This window comes from Amycolatopsis sp. NPDC004747 (assembly GCF_053601335.1).
Window position 1 is genome coordinate 173,556 of record NZ_JBSGBQ010000002.1, and the last position, 15,417, is coordinate 188,972.

Below are 15,417 nucleotides of genomic sequence, written 5' to 3' on the forward strand. Positions count from 1 at the left end.
GAGGGGAAGACCGCTCACCAGGAGACGGGGAGCTCCTTCACCGAGAAGACGGAACCCTTCAGCCGCAACGGAACCTCGTCGGCGGGAACGGCCAGCCGCAGGCCGGGGAACGCCCGCAGGAGCGCGGCGAAGCCGGCCCGCAGCTCGATGCGCGCCAGGTTCTGGCCGAGGCACTGGTGGATGCCGAAGCCGAAGGCGACGTGCCCGGAGGTGTCGCGGTCGATGTCCAGCTCGGCGGGACAGCCGAACTTGGCCGGGTCGCGGTTGGCCGCGGGCAGCGACACCGTCACCGTGTCACCCTGCTTGATCAGCTCGCCCTCCAGCTTCACGTCCTCCAGCGCGGTGCGGTAGGTGTGGTACTGGTTGACGGTCAGGTAGCGCAGCAGCTCCTCGATCGCGGCGTCGAGCTTTCCCGGCTCCGCCCGCAGCTTCGCCAGCTGGTCGGTGTGGTGCAGCAGCGCGAAGACGCCGGTGGCGAGCGCGCCCTCGGTGGTCTCGTACCCCGCGAACAGCAGCAGGGTGACGATGTTGCGCAGCTCCTCCTGGGTCAGGTCCTCGGTGACCAGCGAGCTGATCAGGTCGTCCTGGGGGTGCTGCCGCCGCCGCTCGATGACCTCGTCGAAGAACTTCCCGGCCAGCTCGTAGGCGGCCGCGGCCTCGACCGGGTCCGCTTCCGCGTCGTGCAGGAGCGTCACCGCCGGCACGTACCGGTCCCGTTCGGAGTAGGGCAGGCCGACGAGCTCGCCCAGCATCCGCAGCACGAGCGGCTTGGCGAAGTCCCCGACGACGTCGGCGGTGCCACCCTTGGCCCGCATGACCTCGATCTGCTCGGCGGCCACGGCCTCGACGCGCGGGATCAGCCTGCCGGTGCGGCGGACGGTGAACTCGCCGGTCAGCAGCTTGCGGTAGCGGGTGTGCTCCGGCGGGTCCATGTGGATGAACATGCCGGGGATCAGCGGGTGGGTCGGGATCACCTGACCCTGGTGGGTCACCGGGAAGTGGCCGATTTCGCAGCTGTGGCTGAACCGCGGGTCGCTGAGCACCTCACGGACCAGGTCGTGGCTGGAAACGATCCAGCCGACGTGCCCGTCCGGGTAAACCATCTTCGCGAGCGGACGTTCTTCGCGCAGAGAGTCGAACACCGCGGGCGGGTCGAACTTGTCGGTCCGATCCCACGGCACCTCGAACGAAATTGCGTCGGTCATGGAAACCTTTCCCGTGGGCGAGCCGGTTGTTCCTATTCGGCGATCTTCGTGCGGTGCGACCAGCGGAAGACCGCGATGTCGCCGGGCTGGAACTCCCCGCCGTGCACGAAGTGCTCGTAACCGGCTCCGTGGCGGATCTTGAGCGTGTTCTCCAACGCGGCGGCGTCGACGCTCCGGTTCGCCAGTGCCAGTTCGGCAGGTCCGCCGTCCAACGCGATTTTCACCTGCGTAACACTCATCGCGACCTCCACCGGTTTCGGGGATCTCCCAGCACAGAACGGTCTTTCATACTCGATTCAGGCTAGGCGAGCCGTCGCAAAGGGACATCCCTCACTCTGGTAGAGCCCCGGGACGCCTCACGCGGGCAACACGAAAAAGGGGCTTTCCCCTGCAGCGCAGGAGAAAGCCCCTCCGGACCAAGGCCGGTTCAGCCGGTCGGCAGGTCGACGGGCTGCCCGGTGTGCGCGGATTCGTAAGCCGCCTGGACGATCCGGAACGTCCGCAGGGCGGCCTGGCCGTCCGGCCCGGGCCGGTAGCCATCGCCGAGAAAATCTTTGAGCAGCAACGCATCCAGGTCTTCGCCGCCCAGTTCGCCGCGTTCGCCGCCGAGCAGCCGCGGACCGGCGTCGTACTGCACGCTCGCCTTGTCCCCGACGAAGGTGACGTTCGGCCGCCCCGTCCCCGACGGGCTGCGGCGGCAGTCGAACGAGGCGGCTTTCCCACTGCGGTACCGGACGGTGAGCACCGCCGCGCTTTCCGCGATTCGTCCACTGAGGACGGTGTTGGCCTGTGCGTAGACCTGCTGCGCCGGCTCGCCCCCGAGGACGGCGTCCGCCAGGTCCAGCAGGTACGGCGCGGCGGAGCCCAGCACCGCGTCCGCAGTCGTGGTCAACGAGCCGAGGACGGTCGTCAGCTCCCCGATGCCACCATCGGCGATTCCCTTGCGCACCACGGCGAACGCCTCGCCGTGGCAGGCCGGGGACGCGAAGGCGAGCCGGTCTCCCCCGGCTTCCACCATGGCTTCCAGGTCGGTTTCCTTGGCCGCGGGCGGGTATTCGCACAGCACGCGCGCCCCGGCCTCGGCCGCCTGCCGGACCGGCTCGTACGCGTCCCAGCCCGCCACGGCGACGACTTCGACGTCCGGCAGGCCGCGCAGCGCCCGGGCGTACCCCTCGGGTGCGGACGACAGGATGGCGACCTTCACGCTGCTCCCCTCACCGGCAGTTCGACGGCCCGCCCGGTCCACGCGGACTCGGCGGCGGCGTGGATGATCCGCACGGCGGCCAGCGCGTCCTTCGCCCCGATGCGCGGCTCGGGCCCGCCGGCGAACGCCGTGGCGAACTCGCGCACTTCGGTGGCGAAGACGGACGGCCCGCCGTAGGCGAAGTTCTCGGCGCCCCCGTCGACGACCCGGACCTCCTGCGGCCACTCGGAGTCGTAGCTCACCGTCCCGCCGGTCCCCGACACGTGGAAGGCCACCCGCACGGGCGGTCGCGGCGTGGCCGTCCACCGGCTCACGACCTGGCTGATGGCGCCGCCGGCGTGGGTGAGCACGACGGTCCCGGTGGCGACGGCGCCTTCGGGGGCCGGGGTGGCGATGTCGCCCTGGTAGCAGGCGTGCACGCGGACGACGTCCCCGAAGACCCAGTGGGCGAGGTCGGCGCCGTGCAGCAGCTGGTCGGTGAGGATGCCACCCGACCGCGCGGAGGCGGTCCCGGTCCAGGGCCGCGGGTGGTAGGCGGAGAAGGAGAACCGGCCGATCGCGCCCTCGCCCAGCTTCCCGCTCGCGACCAGTTCGTGCAGCCGCGCGTAGGGCGCGGCGAACCGGACGTCGTGGGCGGCGTAGAGCCGCACGCCCGCCGTTTCGGCGGCGGCGACGATCTCTTCGGCCTCTTCCGCACTGGCCGCCAACGGCTTCTCGCACACCACACCGACGCCGGCGGCGATGGCGGTCATGGCGATCTCGTGGTGGCTCGCGGTCGGCGTGCAGATGTCGACGGCGTCGGCGCCGTCGAGCGCCTCGTCCAGGGAGCCGACGGCCTTCGCCCCGAACTCCCGCGCCAGTTCGGCGCCCCGGCCGTCGGCGGAGTACACCCGCACGGCGGCGCCGGCGCCGAGCCACGCTTCCAGGTGCAGCCGGGCGATCAGCCCCGCACCGAGCAAAGCCACTTCGAGCGGCCGCAACGTCTTCACGTACCGAGACTCGCCCACACCGTGGGCAGGAGCCATAACCAACGTGGGTAGTTCGGGCCGCCACACTGGCCGGCATGTGCGAGGCAGGTGAATTCGAAGCCGGCCTTCCCGCCCTGCCGCCCGTGCGCCTGCCATCGGCAGCCGAAGCGCCGGCCGCCGCCGAGCGCAGCGCCACCCTCGCCGACCTACGGCGCTACGTGGCCGAGCTGGACGGCGCGTCGAAGCCGAAACTCACGCTGCTCCCTCGCTGGGCCGAAGCTCTGCGGGCAGGTCGCCGAGGCGCCGCCGGAGATCGCCGAAGCCGAAGTGGCCGCCTGGGTGGCCCATCGGTCCCCGGCCGGCGCCGCCGCGGAAGCGGCAGCTTTTCCTCCGGGCCAGGGAGGGACCGGCACAGCGGCGTCGAGGTGATCGCCGCGGCGGATCATCCGGCCCGGCCTCGCCTGCTGGACGTGATCGCTCAGCACCCGGATCGCAAGCTCGCCGGACAGGCCCGCAAGGCCCGGCTCGTGCTGCGCCGGAGCTGACCCACCCCGGAGCGGCACCTTCACGTGAAGGTGCCGTCTGGGGTTACTTCGTCGGCGAGGGGGAAGCCGGTGCCGAGGAGGGGGCCGTCGACGCCGCCGGGACCTTCGGGGCGTTGTAGGTGTCCATGTCGGTGATCTTCCACTTGTCGCCCTGGAGCTGGGCGTTCAGGTGGAGCTGGGCGGTGCCCGCGGTCGTCTTCTTCGTGTCCGTGCGGGTCGAGGTCTGGTCGACGAAGACCATCACCTTCGCCAGATCACCGTTCAGCATGATCACCGCCGCGCGCGTCACCTTGCACGTCACGATCATCTTCTGCTGCGGCGCCAGCCGCTTCACCTCGCCCATCAGCGAGTTGTACTTGTTCTTGACGTCGTCGTTGGCCAGCAGGTCGTTCGCCGCGTCCTCGGTCTTCTTGATGTTGTTGAAGTCGTAGGAGAACAGCGCCTCGGCCGCCTTCGAAACCGCGTCCTTGACCTGCGCGGTCTTCGCGACGTCCAGCAGCGCCGTGTTGCTGGTCGCCGACGAGACCTTCGACTCCTCGTACTTGAACCAGAACGCCAGCGAGCCCAGCGCCAGCGCGACGAGCACCAGCGCGCCCGCCACGAGGTACGAGCGCTCCAGCGGCGACCGCCCGGGCTCCGCCGGCTCGTCCTCGGTGACCGGGACTTCGGCTTGCTCGGTCGGCTTCGCGATCCCGGTGTCCCGTTGCTTCCGCCGCGGTGCCGGCCGCGCCGGCACCTCCTCCTCGTCGGCCTGCGGCTCGCCGGTGAGCGCGTCGACCTGCGGCTCCTCCGCCTCGACCGCCGCGAACACCTGCGTGTCCTCGGCCGGCGACGTGTCGAGCTCCCCGCTGGTCGACTCGGCGGGCCGGGGCTCCGGGCGGGGCACCGGCCGCGGGCGCGGCCGCGGCTTGGCCGGGACGGCGGGCAGCTGGCCGGTCCGCTCGGCGGCGGACTCGTCCACCGAGGGCTTGCGCAGCCCGGCCACGCGGGGACGCCGCGACGGCGTCGGGGTGCTGCGCGGCGGCTGGCGGCGGGAGGGGGGCACTACAGGCTCCTTACGGGTGACGCTATTGGCCGGCCGCGACGAGCGGGACGCTGTCGATGCCGGACAGCTTCCACTCATCGCCCACCCGGGTCATCGACACTTCGAGGCGCAGCGGCTTCGCGCTGCTCTTGTCCCCCTGGGTGACGGTGGTGGCGATGGCGGCGAGGAAGCTGGCCTTGCCTTCGTGGTCGTCCAGCTCCTCGACGGCGATGTCCTGGACGTCCGTGGTGACCTTGGTCTTGGCGTCGGAGAGCGCCTTGCGGAAGGTCGGCGCCGACTGGTCGATCTGCTGCGACATCTTGTCGTCCGACACGGCCTTCTGCCGGGCGAAGAAGCCGTCGAGATCGTTGTAGTCGACCTCGGTGTAGGCCTTCAGTGCGTTCGTGCCCGCCTTGACCACCGCCTCGCGCGAGGCGGCCAGGCCGGCGTTGTCGTCGTTCGCCGCCACCCACCACTGGACGCCGAAGATCGCCGCCGCGATCAGCGCGGCCAGCGCCAGCGCCCCGGCGCCGAGGACCAGGATCCGCGCGGGGTCCTTCGGCGGTGCCGGGGAGGACTCCTCCTCCACCGACGTGGCGGCCGGCTCGTCCGTGCTCATGACACTCCAGAGTAGATAACGGTCATCAAATCCCGGTCAGGACAGGCCCAGCAGCGAGCCCAGGCTGTTCAGGCTGACGCCGGGGCTGCCGACGATGCCCGGCACACCCCGGGTGTTCCGCTCCTCGGCCAGCTCTTGGGCGGGCCGGTTCGCGTTGGCCGAGACGTCGCTGTCCGACGGCGCGACCGGCACTCCGCCGTACGGCGCGTTCTGCGAGCCGCGGACGTTGATCGGGCTGCCCTTCGGTTCGGCACAGTACGCGTCTTCCTTCGCCGGCTTCGCCGAGAGGTCGTTCCCGGTCCGGTACTGCGAGTACGGCAGGTACCCCTTGGTGCACGACGGCGGGTTGAACAGGTTGAGCACCAGGCCGAGGTGGGCGGTGCCGTCGCCGGGCGCGACACTGCTCGCCGCGCCGGCCAGCGCCGGGTACGTGACGAGCCCCTGCTCGATGCCGTCGAGGCGGGTCACGGTCAGGTTGGCCGTGGTCAGCAGGTTCGCCGTCAGCGCGCCGAGGCCCGGGCCGGACTCCTGCAGCACCTGGCTGACCTGCGCGGCCACCTGCGGCGTGATGCCGATGAGCTTGCGCAGGTCGCCGTCGGAGTTCTTCAGCGTGCCGGTGAGCTCGTTGAGGCTCTTGCTGAACGACGCGAAGTTCGCGGCTTCGGCGTTCTGCGTGTCGAGCACCTGGCCGCCGGCGTCCAGCAGCTGGATCGTCTGCGGCAGGTACTGCTGCGCGGTAGTGGTGAAGCTGCGCGCGGTGTCCAGCAGCTTCTGCAGATCGCCGCCGGTGCCGCGGAAGGCGTCGTAGGACTCGTCGACGACCGTGCGCAGCGAGTCGACCGGGACCGACGCGGCGAGCGAGTCGAGGTCGCCGATCAGCCGGTCGGTGCTGACCGGGGTGGTCGTCTTGGCCGCCGGGATCACCGAGCCGCCCGCCAGGTACGGGCCCTGGTCGGCCTTGGGCCGCAGGTCGACGTACTGCTCGCCGACCGCCGACCGGTTGGCGACGACGGCGTCGAGGTCCGCGGGCACCTTCGGCGCCGACGGGTCGATGTTCAGGTCGGCCTCGAGCCCGGTCGGCGTCAGCCGCATCTCGCCGACCCGGCCGATGTTGTAGCCGCGGTAGGTGACTTCGGCGTTGGTGAAGATGCCGCCCGACTCGTTGAGCTGGAGCTTCACCGTGTAGCCGTCGTTGCCGAAGACGCTGCCGAGCCCGGCGAACCGGATCAGCGCGTACACGATCGCGACGACGGAGATCACCACGAAGGCGATCAGCTGGATCTTCGTCCGGCGCACCAGCATCAGCCCGCACCTCCCGACAGGAGCCCGAAGAGGTTGCCCAGGCCCGGCTTGGCCTGCTGCGCCCCGGCGCCGGGGATCGGCAGCGGCGGCGGCTGGTTGGCGGGCGTGCCCTGGACCCCGCCGGTCAGGCCGGCCAGCGGCAGCTGCCCGGCCAGCGCGTTCTGCCTGCTGTTGCCCAGGTTCTCGACGATGGTCTTCAGGTTCAGGTCCACCTTCGCGAACAGGTTGAAGTAGTCGCCCTTGACGCCGTTGACGGCCTGGTCGCTGAACGGGAAGGTCAGCAGGATCTCCAGCGCCTTCGGCAGGTCGTTGCCCGCCTCGCCGAGCTTCTGCAGCGTCGGCGTCAGCGCCTTGAGGTCGGCCACCAGGTCCTTCTGCGACTTGTTCACCGTGTCGGTGGCGACGCCGGAGAGGTTGTCCAGCGCCTGCAGCATGGTGACCAGCTGGCCGCGCTGCTGCTCGAGCACGCCGAGGCCGGGCCCGAGGTTGTCGACCGCGCCGACCAGCTTGTCCTTCTGGTCGTTCAGGGTCGAGGAGAGCCGGTTCAGCCCGTCGATGGCCCGGGTGATGTTCTTCGACTGCTTGTCGAGGTTCGTCACCAGCTGGTTCGCGTTGTCCAGCAGCGCCTTGATGTCCGGCTCGCGGCCGGACGTGGCGTTGTTGAGCTCCTTGGTGATGGTGTTGAGCTGGTCGACCCCGCCGCCGTTGAGCAGCAGCGAGAGCGCGCCGAGCAGTTCTTCGACCTCGACGCTGCGGTTCGTGCGGGCCAGCGGGATGGTCGCGTTGTTCGCCAGCTTGCCCTGGGCCTGGTCGGCGCCCGGCGAGGCCAGCTCGACGTACTTTTCGCCGAGCAGGCTGGACTGCTTGACGTTGGCGATCGCGTTGGCCGGCAGCTTGATGTCGCCGTTGACCCGCAGGGTCACCAGCGCGTGCCAGCCGTCCTTGGTGAGCCCGACGTTCTCGACCCGGCCGACCGGCACCTCGTCGACCTTGACCCCGGCCTGCGGGGTCAGGTCGAGCACGTCCCGGAACTCGACGTTCACCGTGTACGGGTGGTCGCCGAGGTCGGCGCCGCCGGGCAGCGGCAGGTCGTAGATGCCCTTGAAGGCGCACCCGGAGAGGACCAGGGCGGACGCCGTGGCGAGTGCCCCGACGGTCAGGAGCTTCTTCACTGGCCACCTCCGTAGAGCTGCCCGGCGACGGGCAGCGGCAGTGGCGGCAGCTGGCCGGACTGCAGGGCCTGCACGGTCTGCGCCACGGACGGCAGCGGGATCACCTTGTCGACCACGCCGGCGATGCTCTCGCAGGCGTTGCCGAGCACGTCCGGGATGCTGTTGGTGCCGACCTGCTTGAGTAGACGGCAGATCATCACCAGCGGCGGCTGGGTCAGCTCGTTGAGGTTCGGCCGGGCGTCCAGCGTGCCTGCCGAGCCGTTGTAGGTGTTGACCAGGTTGCTCAGGCCGACCGGGGCGACGTCCAGGATCTCGGCGAGCGAGCTGCGCTGGTCGACGAGCACCTTGGTGATGCCGGCCAGTTTGTCCACATTGGACTTCAGCCGGTCGTGGTTGGCGTCGATGAACGACTGCACCGCGGTGAGCGTGGTGCCCAGCTGCTGCACGGTCGCGGCCAGGTTGTCCTTTTCGGACGCCAGGTAGCCGCTGACGTCGGCGAGCCTGCCCTCGAAGGTGCGGACCTGCTTGTCGGAGTCGGCCAGCGTCTGCGAGAACTTGCCGAGGTTCTCCACCGTGGCGAACAGGTCGTCCTTGTTGCCCGACAGCGTGCCGGCCGCCTGGCCGAGCTTGGTGATCGTGTCGTGCAGGGCCTGGCCGTTGCCGTCGACGTTGGCCGCCGCGGTGTTCAGCAGGTTCGACAGCGACCCGGACTTGTTGGCGCCGTTCGGGCCGAGGGTCTCGCTGACCCGGGCCAGGCTGGCGGCCAGCTGGTCGACCTCCAGCGGCACCTCGGTGCGGTCGAGGCCGATGACCGCGCCGTCGGAGATGCGCGGGCCGCCGGTGTAGGCCGGAGCCAGCTGGACGTACCGATCGGACACCAGCGAGGGCGCCACGATGAGCGCCTTCGCGTCCGCCGGGACGGGCACCGAGCGGTCGTACTCGAAGTCGACCTTCACCTGGTTGCCCATCGGGGTGATCTTGGTGACCGTGCCCATGTCGACGCCGAGCATCCGCACGCTGTTGCCTTCGTACAGGCCGACGGCGCCGGCGAAGTACGCGGTCAGGTGGTTGCGGCCGGCGTCCTTCAGGGTCCACCAGATCCCGCCGGCGACGACGAGCGCGAGCACGATCGCGATGGTGAAGCCCCGGGTCAGGGCTTGGCCGAAGCGGGTGTCACTCATTTCGTGTAGCACCCCTCTTCGTTGATCGGGCCCATCGACGGCAGCAGCAGGCCGCAGATGTAGTTGTCGAACCAGCGGCCGTTGCCGATGGTGTTGGTGAAGACGCGGATGAACGGCGCGAACTTCTTGAGGCCCTCGGCCAGGGAGTCCTGGTTGCGCTGCAGCATCGACGTCAGCTGGTCGAGCTGGGTCAGCACCGGGTCGAGCTGCTTGTCGTTGTCGTCGATCAGGCCCTGCAGCTGGGTGGCCAGCTCGCGGGAGCCGGTGAGCAGCGCGGTGATCGCGTCCTCGCGCTTGGCCAGCTCGGCGAGCAGGTCGTTGCCGTCGGTCAGCAGCTTCTGCACCTCGGCGTCGCGGTCGACCAGCGTCTGCGACACCTCGCGGGTGTTGGCCAGCAGGTTCGACAGCTGCTGGTCGCGCGAGGCGATCGTGTCCGACAGCTTCGACAGCCCCGACAGCGCGCCCTTCACGTCCTGCGGTGTGTTGGCGAAGGTCTGCGAGATCGTGTCGAAGCTCTGCGCCAGCTGCTTGGTGTCGATGTTGTCGACCGTCTGGGACAGCCCGCGGAAGGCGTCGAGCACGTCGTACGGCGCCATCGTGCGGTCGCGCGGGATGCCGGTGCCCGGGTTCAGCGCGCCTTCGCCCTGCGGGTCCAGCGACAGGTACTTCTGCCCGAGCAGCGTCTTGATCTTGATCGCGGCGCTGGTCCGGTCGCCCAGCCAGGCGTCCTTGACCTTGAACGACACCTTCACCGACGTGCCGTCGAGCTCGATGTCGCTGACCTTGCCGACCTTGACGCCGGCGATCCGGACGTCGTTGTCCTTCTGCAGCCCGGAGGCCTCGCTGAACTCGGCGCTGTAGGTGGTGCCGCCGCCGATCACCGGCAGGTCGTCGGAGTTGAGCGCGGCGATGAAACCGAGCGCCAGCACGACGATCCCGACCAGCGCGATCGGCACGGGGTTGCGCTTCTGGAACGACTTCATCCGGAGCACCTCGCCCGGTTCGCCGGCAGCAGGGGCAGGGCGACGTCGTTGATCAGTGGCGGCAAGCTCACGCTCCCGGAGAACTCACAGGCGTAGAAGTTGAACCAGGAGCCGTAGTCCGCGGTGCGGGTCAGCGTGCTCACCTTGGTCGGCAGGAACTGGATGAAGTGCTCCAGCTCCGGCTCGTTCTTGTTCAGCTGCTGCGTCAGGTTCCCCAGCGCGCTGATGTCGTTCTTCAGCGGCTCGCGGACCTGGCCCAGCAGCCCGGACGTCGTCTCGGCCAGGTTGCCGAGGCTCTCGATCGCGTCGCCGATCGGCTTGCGGTCGGCGGCCAGCCCGGACACCAGCTGCTGCAGCTTCACGATCAGGTCGTTGAGCTGCGGGGTGTGCGCGTTGACCGTGTCGAGCACCGAGTTGAGGTTGTCGATGACCTCGCCGATCACCTGGTCCTTGTCGGCGATCGTGGTGGCCAGCGACGCCGTGTGCGACAGCAGGCTCTCCACGGTGCCGCCCTCGCCCTGCAGGACCTGGATGACCTCGTAGGACAGCTTGTTGACGTCGTCCGGGTTGAGCGCGGTGAACAGCGGCTTGAAGCCGTTGAACAGCTCGGTCAGGTCCAGCGCCGGCGTGGTCCGCTCCAGCGGGATGGTCCCGCCGGGCTGCAGCGTCCTGCCTTCGGCGTTTTCGCCCTCGCCGAGCGAGACGTACCGCTGGCCGACCAGGTTCCGGAACTTGATCTGCGCGGTCACCCCGGCGGGCAGCGTCCGCCCGGCGTCCACTTCGAACTCGACCTCCGCCTGGCGCTTGTCGACGATGTGCACGTCCTTGACCTGCCCGACCCGGACGCCGGCGATGCGGACGTCGTCGTTGGGCAGCAGCAGCGTCGCGTCGGTGAAGCGGGCCTTGTAGGCGTTGGTGCTGGTGGTGTTGATGTTGGCGATGCTGATCCCGAGGATCGTCGTGAACAGCACGGTGACCACCACGAAGATGCCGAGCTTGATCAGCGGCGCGAGCAGGCCCCTCACTTGACCGTCACCTCCGCACCCCGGTACAGCGGGCCGACGAGCAGCGCGCTCCAGCCCGGGACGTCGGCGGCGTTCATGCCCAGCTGCGGGCCGAGCAGGTCGGCCAGGAAGCCCTGCTCCGCCGTCGAGTACGCAAGTTGATCAGCGCTGTCACCGCCTCCGCTGCCTCCACCGGCCGCGTCGGCCTTGAACTTGGCCGGGTTGAGGCCCTCGCCGACGCTCTTCGGCGCGGCCTGGTGCAGCGTGCCGTCCTTGAACGCGCCGTCCGGCGGCTCGGACGGGAACGGCTTCGGGATGTCCTTGATGTCGTAGCAGCGCGGGCCGCGCTTGTCCTCGAACCGCGGCTCTTCCTTGCCGGCCTGGTAGGGCGCGCGCGGCACGATGATCTCGATGGTCGCGTGCAGGCCGGGCTGGTTGGTGCCCTTGCCCAGCGCCTGGTCGATCAGCGGCACGTTCTTGGCCATCTGGGAGATCACGCAGGGGTACTCCGGCGCGTACTTCGCCAGCAGCTCGGCCGTCGGCCGGGCGGTGTCGACGAGGGAGATGATGTTGTCCTTGTTGTTCTGCAGGAACGTCTGCAGGTCCACCGAAGCCTGGGTCAGGCTGCCGTAGAGGTTCGACAGGTTCTGCCGCTCGTCGACCACGGTCCGGGTCGTCGTGCTCAGGTTGTCCAGGCTCTGCACCAGGTCCGGGGCCGCGTCCTTGAGGTGGTCGGAGAACTCCGCGAGCGCCTTGAGGTTGTGCTGCAGCTCCGGCTCGTGCGGGTTCAGCTCGCCGATGTAGGTGCCCAGCTGCGAGAGCGTGTCGCCGAGCTGGTCGCCGCGGCCGGACAGCGCCGTCGAGATCGCGGTGAGCGTGGCCGAGAGCTTCTGCGGCTGCACCGCCTGCAGCACCGGCATCAGGTGGGAGAACGCCTGCTCCAGCTCGACCGCGTTCGACGTGCGGTCCTGCGGGATGACGTCCCCGTTGCTCAGCGTCTTCGCCGACGGGTCCTTCGGGATCTCCAGCGAGACGAACCGCTCGCCGAAGAGCGTCTTGGGCAGGAACCGCGCCGAGACGTTCTCCGGGATGAGCTTCGCCGACTCGGGCTTGAGCGCGAGCGTGAGCTCGGCCCCCTTGTCGGTGGCGACGATGTCCTGCACCGAGCCGACGATCAGCCCGCGCACCTTGACGTCGGACTGCCTGATCAGCTGGTTGCCGATCTTGTCGGCCTGCAGCTTGACCGTGACGACCGGCGTGAACGCCTTGTCGTAGAGCGCGATGGACAGCGCCACCCCGCCGACCATCACGGCGATGAGCAGCAGGCCGAGCAGCCTGCGTCGGAGCGTCCTCATCCCGCGATCCTTACCGTGACGTCGGTTCCCCAGATGGCGAACCCGATGAAGAAGTTCATGATCGACACCGTGACGATGGACAGCCGCACGGCCTTGCCGACCGCGACGCCGACCCCGGCCGGCCCGCCGGTCGCCCGGTACCCGAAGTAGCAGTGCGACAGGATGATCAGGACGCTGAACAGCAGCACCTTGATGAACGAATAGAGCACGTCCTGCGGTGGCAGGAAAAGGTCGAAGTAGTGGTCGTAGGTACCGGCCGACTGGTTGTAGATGTAGATGACGACCAGTCGTGACGCGAGGTACGAGCTCAGCAGGCCGATGATGTAGAGCGGGATGACCGCGACGAACCCGGCGATGATCCGCGTCGTCACCAGGTACGGCAGGCTCGGCACGCCCATGACCTCGAGGGCGTCGATCTCCTCGGAGATCCGCATCGCGCCCAGCTGGGCGGTGAACCCGGCGCCGACCGTGGCGGACAGCGCGAGCCCGGCGACCAGCGGCGCGATCTCACGGGTGTTGAAGAACGCGGTCAGGAAGCCGGTGAAGGCCGACGTGCCGATCGAGTTCAGCGCCGAGTAGCCCTGGAGGCCGACGAGGACACCGGTGAACAACGTCAGGCCGACCATGACGCCGACCGTGCCGCCGATGACCGCCAGCGAGCCGGAGCCGAAGCTCACCTCGGCCAGCAGCCGCAGCACCTCTTTGGTGTAGCGGCGGATGGTCCGCGGCGTCCACAGCAGCGCGCGGCCGTAGAACGACATCTGGTCACCGAGGGTGTCCAGCGTCTGCAAGGGACGGTTGACGACGCGTTTCGCGCCCTGGAGGAACGTCATGGCGCTAGTCCAGCTTTCCGGGCACGATCTGCAGGTAGATCAGGGTGATCACGAAGTTCACGACGAACAGCAGCAGGAACGTGATGACCACCGACTGGTTCACCGCGTCCCCGACGCCCTTCGGGCCGCCGGAGGGGTTCAGGCCCCGGTAGGACGCGACGACGGCGGCGATGAACCCGAAGATCAGCGCCTTGATCTCGCCGACCCACAGGTCGGGAAGCTGCGCGAGGGCGGAGAAGCTGGCCAGGTACGCCCCCGGCGTCCCGCCCTGGAGAACGACGTTGAAGAAGTAGCCGCCGAGCACGCCGATCACGCTGACCATGCCGTTGAGCAGCAGCGCGACCAGCATCATCGCCAGGGTGCGCGGGACGATCAGCCGCTGGACCGCGGAGACGCCGAGCACCTCCATCGCGGCGATCTCTTCGCGGATGGTCCGGGCGCCGATGTCGGCGCAGACGGCGCTTCCGCCCGCGCCCGCCACCAGCAGCGCGGTGACCAGCGGGCTGGCCTGCTGCACGGTGGCGAGCACGGAGCCCGCGCCGGTGTAGGACTGCGCGCCCAGCTGGCGGGCGAGCGAACCGAACTGCAGCGAGATGACCGCGCCGAAGGGGATGGCCACCAGGGCCGTCGGCAGGATGGTCACGCTCGCGATGAACCAGGACTGCTGGATGAACTCCCGCAGCTGGAAGGGCCTCTGGAACAGGCCGCGGACGATGTCCAGGCCGAGAGCGAACAGGTTCCCGGTCTCGCGGAGCATGCCGATCCCGGGGATCTTCGCCTGTGTTGCGGGAGAGCTCACCTGCCACCTGGCCCGTTGTCGCGTGGTGGCATCCGGTGCGTGCTGGGTCTCGGCGGCTGGCCGCCGCCCGGGATCCGGGCCACCTGGTCGGCGGGCAGCTGCCCGTGGTGCTGGTTCGGGACGCCGTCACCCTGCGGGCGCGCCCCGACCTGCTGCGGCTGGCCGCGGTGCGGCCGCACGCCGTAGTGGCGCTGCTCCTCGGGGCTCAGCGACTCGATGATGCTTTCCTGCGCGGCCGGCGGCAGCCGGTGCATGATCTCCATGACCCGGTCCTTGCGGCGGACGGCACCCATCCGGGTGGCCACACCCGGCGTCGTCTGCATCTGCGGCGGCACCCCGCTGATGTCCTCGACCCCGCCCGCGTGGTGGCCGGCGTCGAACATCGCCTGCTCGGCGGCCATCTGGGCGGAGTCCTTCTCCTCGGACATGCCGATCGGGCCCTGCATCTTGCCGTTGAGGAACTGCTTGACGACCGGCTCTTCGCTGGTCAGCAGCACCTCGCGCGGGCCGAACATGACCAGTTCCTTGCGGAAGAGCATGCCCAGGTTGTCCGGCACCGTGCGGGCCAGGTTGATGTTGTGGGTGACGATCAGGAACGTCGCGTCGATCTGCGCGTTGACGTCGAGGAACAGCTGCGAGATGTAGGTGGTGCGGACCGGGTCGAGGCCGGAGTCCGGCTCGTCGACCAGGATGATCTCGGGGTCCAGCACGAGCGCGCGGGCCAGGCCGGCGCGCTTGCGCATCCCGCCGGAGATCTCGCCCGGCAGCTTCTTGTCGGCGCCGTTCAGACCGGTCATGTCGAGCTTCTCGAGCACGATCCGGCGGATCTCCGTCTCGGACTTCTTCGTGTGCTCGCGCAGCGGGAAGGCGACGTTGTCGTAGAGGTTCATCGAGCCGAACAGGGCGCCGTCCTGGAAGAGGACGCCGAAGAGCTTCCGGATCTCGTAGAGCTTGTGCTCGGAGCAGGTGACGATGTCGACACCGTTGATCACGCAGCGGCCGCGGTCGGGCTTCAGCAGCCCGATCATCGACTTGAGGAAGACCGACTTGCCGGTCCCTGACGGGCCGAGCATCGCCGACACTTCGCCCGGGGGGAGCGTCAACGTGACGTCCCGCCAGATGGTCTGCTTACCGAAGGACTTCGTCAGACCTTCGATGACCACCTCGGCACCCATCGCACCTCCAGGAGCTGTTCCGCGTCATTGCGCCCGCTGCCACACCCT

The 15,417-nt window shown here is 69.4% G+C and carries 16 protein-coding genes; 1 reads left to right on the forward strand and 15 read right to left on the reverse strand.

Features of this window, described 5'->3' with window-relative positions; genetic code table 11:
• Nucleotides 1-14 precede the first annotated feature (14 nt).
• The 4 genes from ACWEGE_RS03130 to ACWEGE_RS03145 form a co-directional block, all read right to left on the reverse strand.
• Entirely contained in the window at nt 15-1,205 is a 1,191-nt protein-coding gene (locus ACWEGE_RS03130; protein WP_449658781.1) for a cytochrome P450, read from the reverse strand.
• A 32-nt stretch (nt 1,206-1,237) separates the two neighbouring features.
• Complete coding sequence (locus ACWEGE_RS03135; RefSeq protein WP_449658782.1) at nt 1,238-1,444, reverse strand: DUF5988 family protein; 207 nt, start codon at nt 1,442-1,444, stop codon at nt 1,238-1,240.
• Nucleotides 1,445-1,632: 188 nt separating this feature from the next.
• On the reverse strand, nt 1,633-2,409 hold the full coding sequence (locus ACWEGE_RS03140) for a Gfo/Idh/MocA family protein (RefSeq protein WP_449658783.1): 777 nt from the start codon (nt 2,407-2,409) through the stop codon (nt 1,633-1,635).
• Nucleotides 2,406-3,398, reverse strand: coding sequence for a Gfo/Idh/MocA family protein (locus ACWEGE_RS03145; protein ID WP_449658784.1), 993 nt, complete (start codon nt 3,396-3,398; stop codon nt 2,406-2,408). The genes ACWEGE_RS03140 and ACWEGE_RS03145 overlap by 4 nt, the downstream gene beginning before the upstream one ends.
• Nucleotides 3,399-3,472: 74 nt before the next feature.
• On the opposite strand from ACWEGE_RS03145, the gene ACWEGE_RS03150 reads away from it, so the two are divergent.
• Complete coding sequence (locus tag ACWEGE_RS03150; RefSeq protein ID WP_449658785.1) at nt 3,473-3,922, forward strand: hypothetical protein; 450 nt, start codon at nt 3,473-3,475, stop codon at nt 3,920-3,922.
• A gap of 43 nt (nt 3,923-3,965) precedes the next feature.
• On the opposite strand, the gene ACWEGE_RS03155 is transcribed toward ACWEGE_RS03150, so the two are convergent.
• From ACWEGE_RS03155 to ACWEGE_RS03205, 11 genes are all read right to left on the reverse strand, one after another.
• Entirely contained in the window at nt 3,966-4,907 is a 942-nt protein-coding gene (locus ACWEGE_RS03155) for a hypothetical protein (protein WP_449659074.1), read from the reverse strand.
• Between the two features lie 82 nt (nt 4,908-4,989).
• On the reverse strand, nt 4,990-5,565 hold the full coding sequence (locus ACWEGE_RS03160; protein WP_449658786.1) for a hypothetical protein: 576 nt from the start codon (nt 5,563-5,565) through the stop codon (nt 4,990-4,992).
• A 36-nt stretch (nt 5,566-5,601) separates the two neighbouring features.
• Nucleotides 5,602-6,867: an MCE family protein gene (locus ACWEGE_RS03165; protein WP_449658787.1), complete on the reverse strand. Its 1,266-nt coding sequence runs from the start codon at nt 6,865-6,867 to the stop codon at nt 5,602-5,604.
• Complete coding sequence (locus ACWEGE_RS03170; protein ID WP_449658788.1) at nt 6,867-8,039, reverse strand: MCE family protein; 1,173 nt, start codon at nt 8,037-8,039, stop codon at nt 6,867-6,869. The genes ACWEGE_RS03165 and ACWEGE_RS03170 overlap by 1 nt, the downstream gene beginning before the upstream one ends.
• Complete coding sequence (locus ACWEGE_RS03175) at nt 8,036-9,220, reverse strand: MCE family protein (RefSeq protein WP_449658789.1); 1,185 nt, start codon at nt 9,218-9,220, stop codon at nt 8,036-8,038. Before ACWEGE_RS03175 ends, ACWEGE_RS03170 begins: the two co-directional genes overlap by 4 nt.
• Complete coding sequence (locus tag ACWEGE_RS03180; protein WP_449658790.1) at nt 9,217-10,203, reverse strand: MCE family protein; 987 nt, start codon at nt 10,201-10,203, stop codon at nt 9,217-9,219. Before ACWEGE_RS03180 ends, ACWEGE_RS03175 begins: the two co-directional genes overlap by 4 nt.
• On the reverse strand, nt 10,200-11,228 hold the full coding sequence (locus tag ACWEGE_RS03185) for an MCE family protein (protein ID WP_449658791.1): 1,029 nt from the start codon (nt 11,226-11,228) through the stop codon (nt 10,200-10,202). The genes ACWEGE_RS03180 and ACWEGE_RS03185 overlap by 4 nt, the downstream gene beginning before the upstream one ends.
• On the reverse strand, nt 11,225-12,562 hold the full coding sequence (locus tag ACWEGE_RS03190) for an MCE family protein (RefSeq protein ID WP_449658792.1): 1,338 nt from the start codon (nt 12,560-12,562) through the stop codon (nt 11,225-11,227). Before ACWEGE_RS03190 ends, ACWEGE_RS03185 begins: the two co-directional genes overlap by 4 nt.
• Nucleotides 12,559-13,395 carry an MlaE family ABC transporter permease gene (locus tag ACWEGE_RS03195; RefSeq protein ID WP_091303985.1) on the reverse strand — a complete coding sequence of 279 codons (837 nt, stop codon included), beginning with the start codon at nt 13,393-13,395 and terminating at the stop codon, nt 12,559-12,561. Before ACWEGE_RS03195 ends, ACWEGE_RS03190 begins: the two co-directional genes overlap by 4 nt.
• Before the next feature lie 4 nt (nt 13,396-13,399).
• The gene (locus ACWEGE_RS03200) at nt 13,400-14,152 is read right to left on the reverse strand and encodes an MlaE family ABC transporter permease (protein WP_003060268.1); all 753 of its coding nucleotides are present in this window, start codon (nt 14,150-14,152) and stop codon (nt 13,400-13,402) included.
• Nucleotides 14,153-14,190: 38 nt separating this feature from the next.
• Entirely contained in the window at nt 14,191-15,369 is a 1,179-nt protein-coding gene (locus tag ACWEGE_RS03205) for an ABC transporter ATP-binding protein (protein ID WP_449658793.1), read from the reverse strand.
• Nucleotides 15,370-15,417 lie beyond the last annotated feature (48 nt).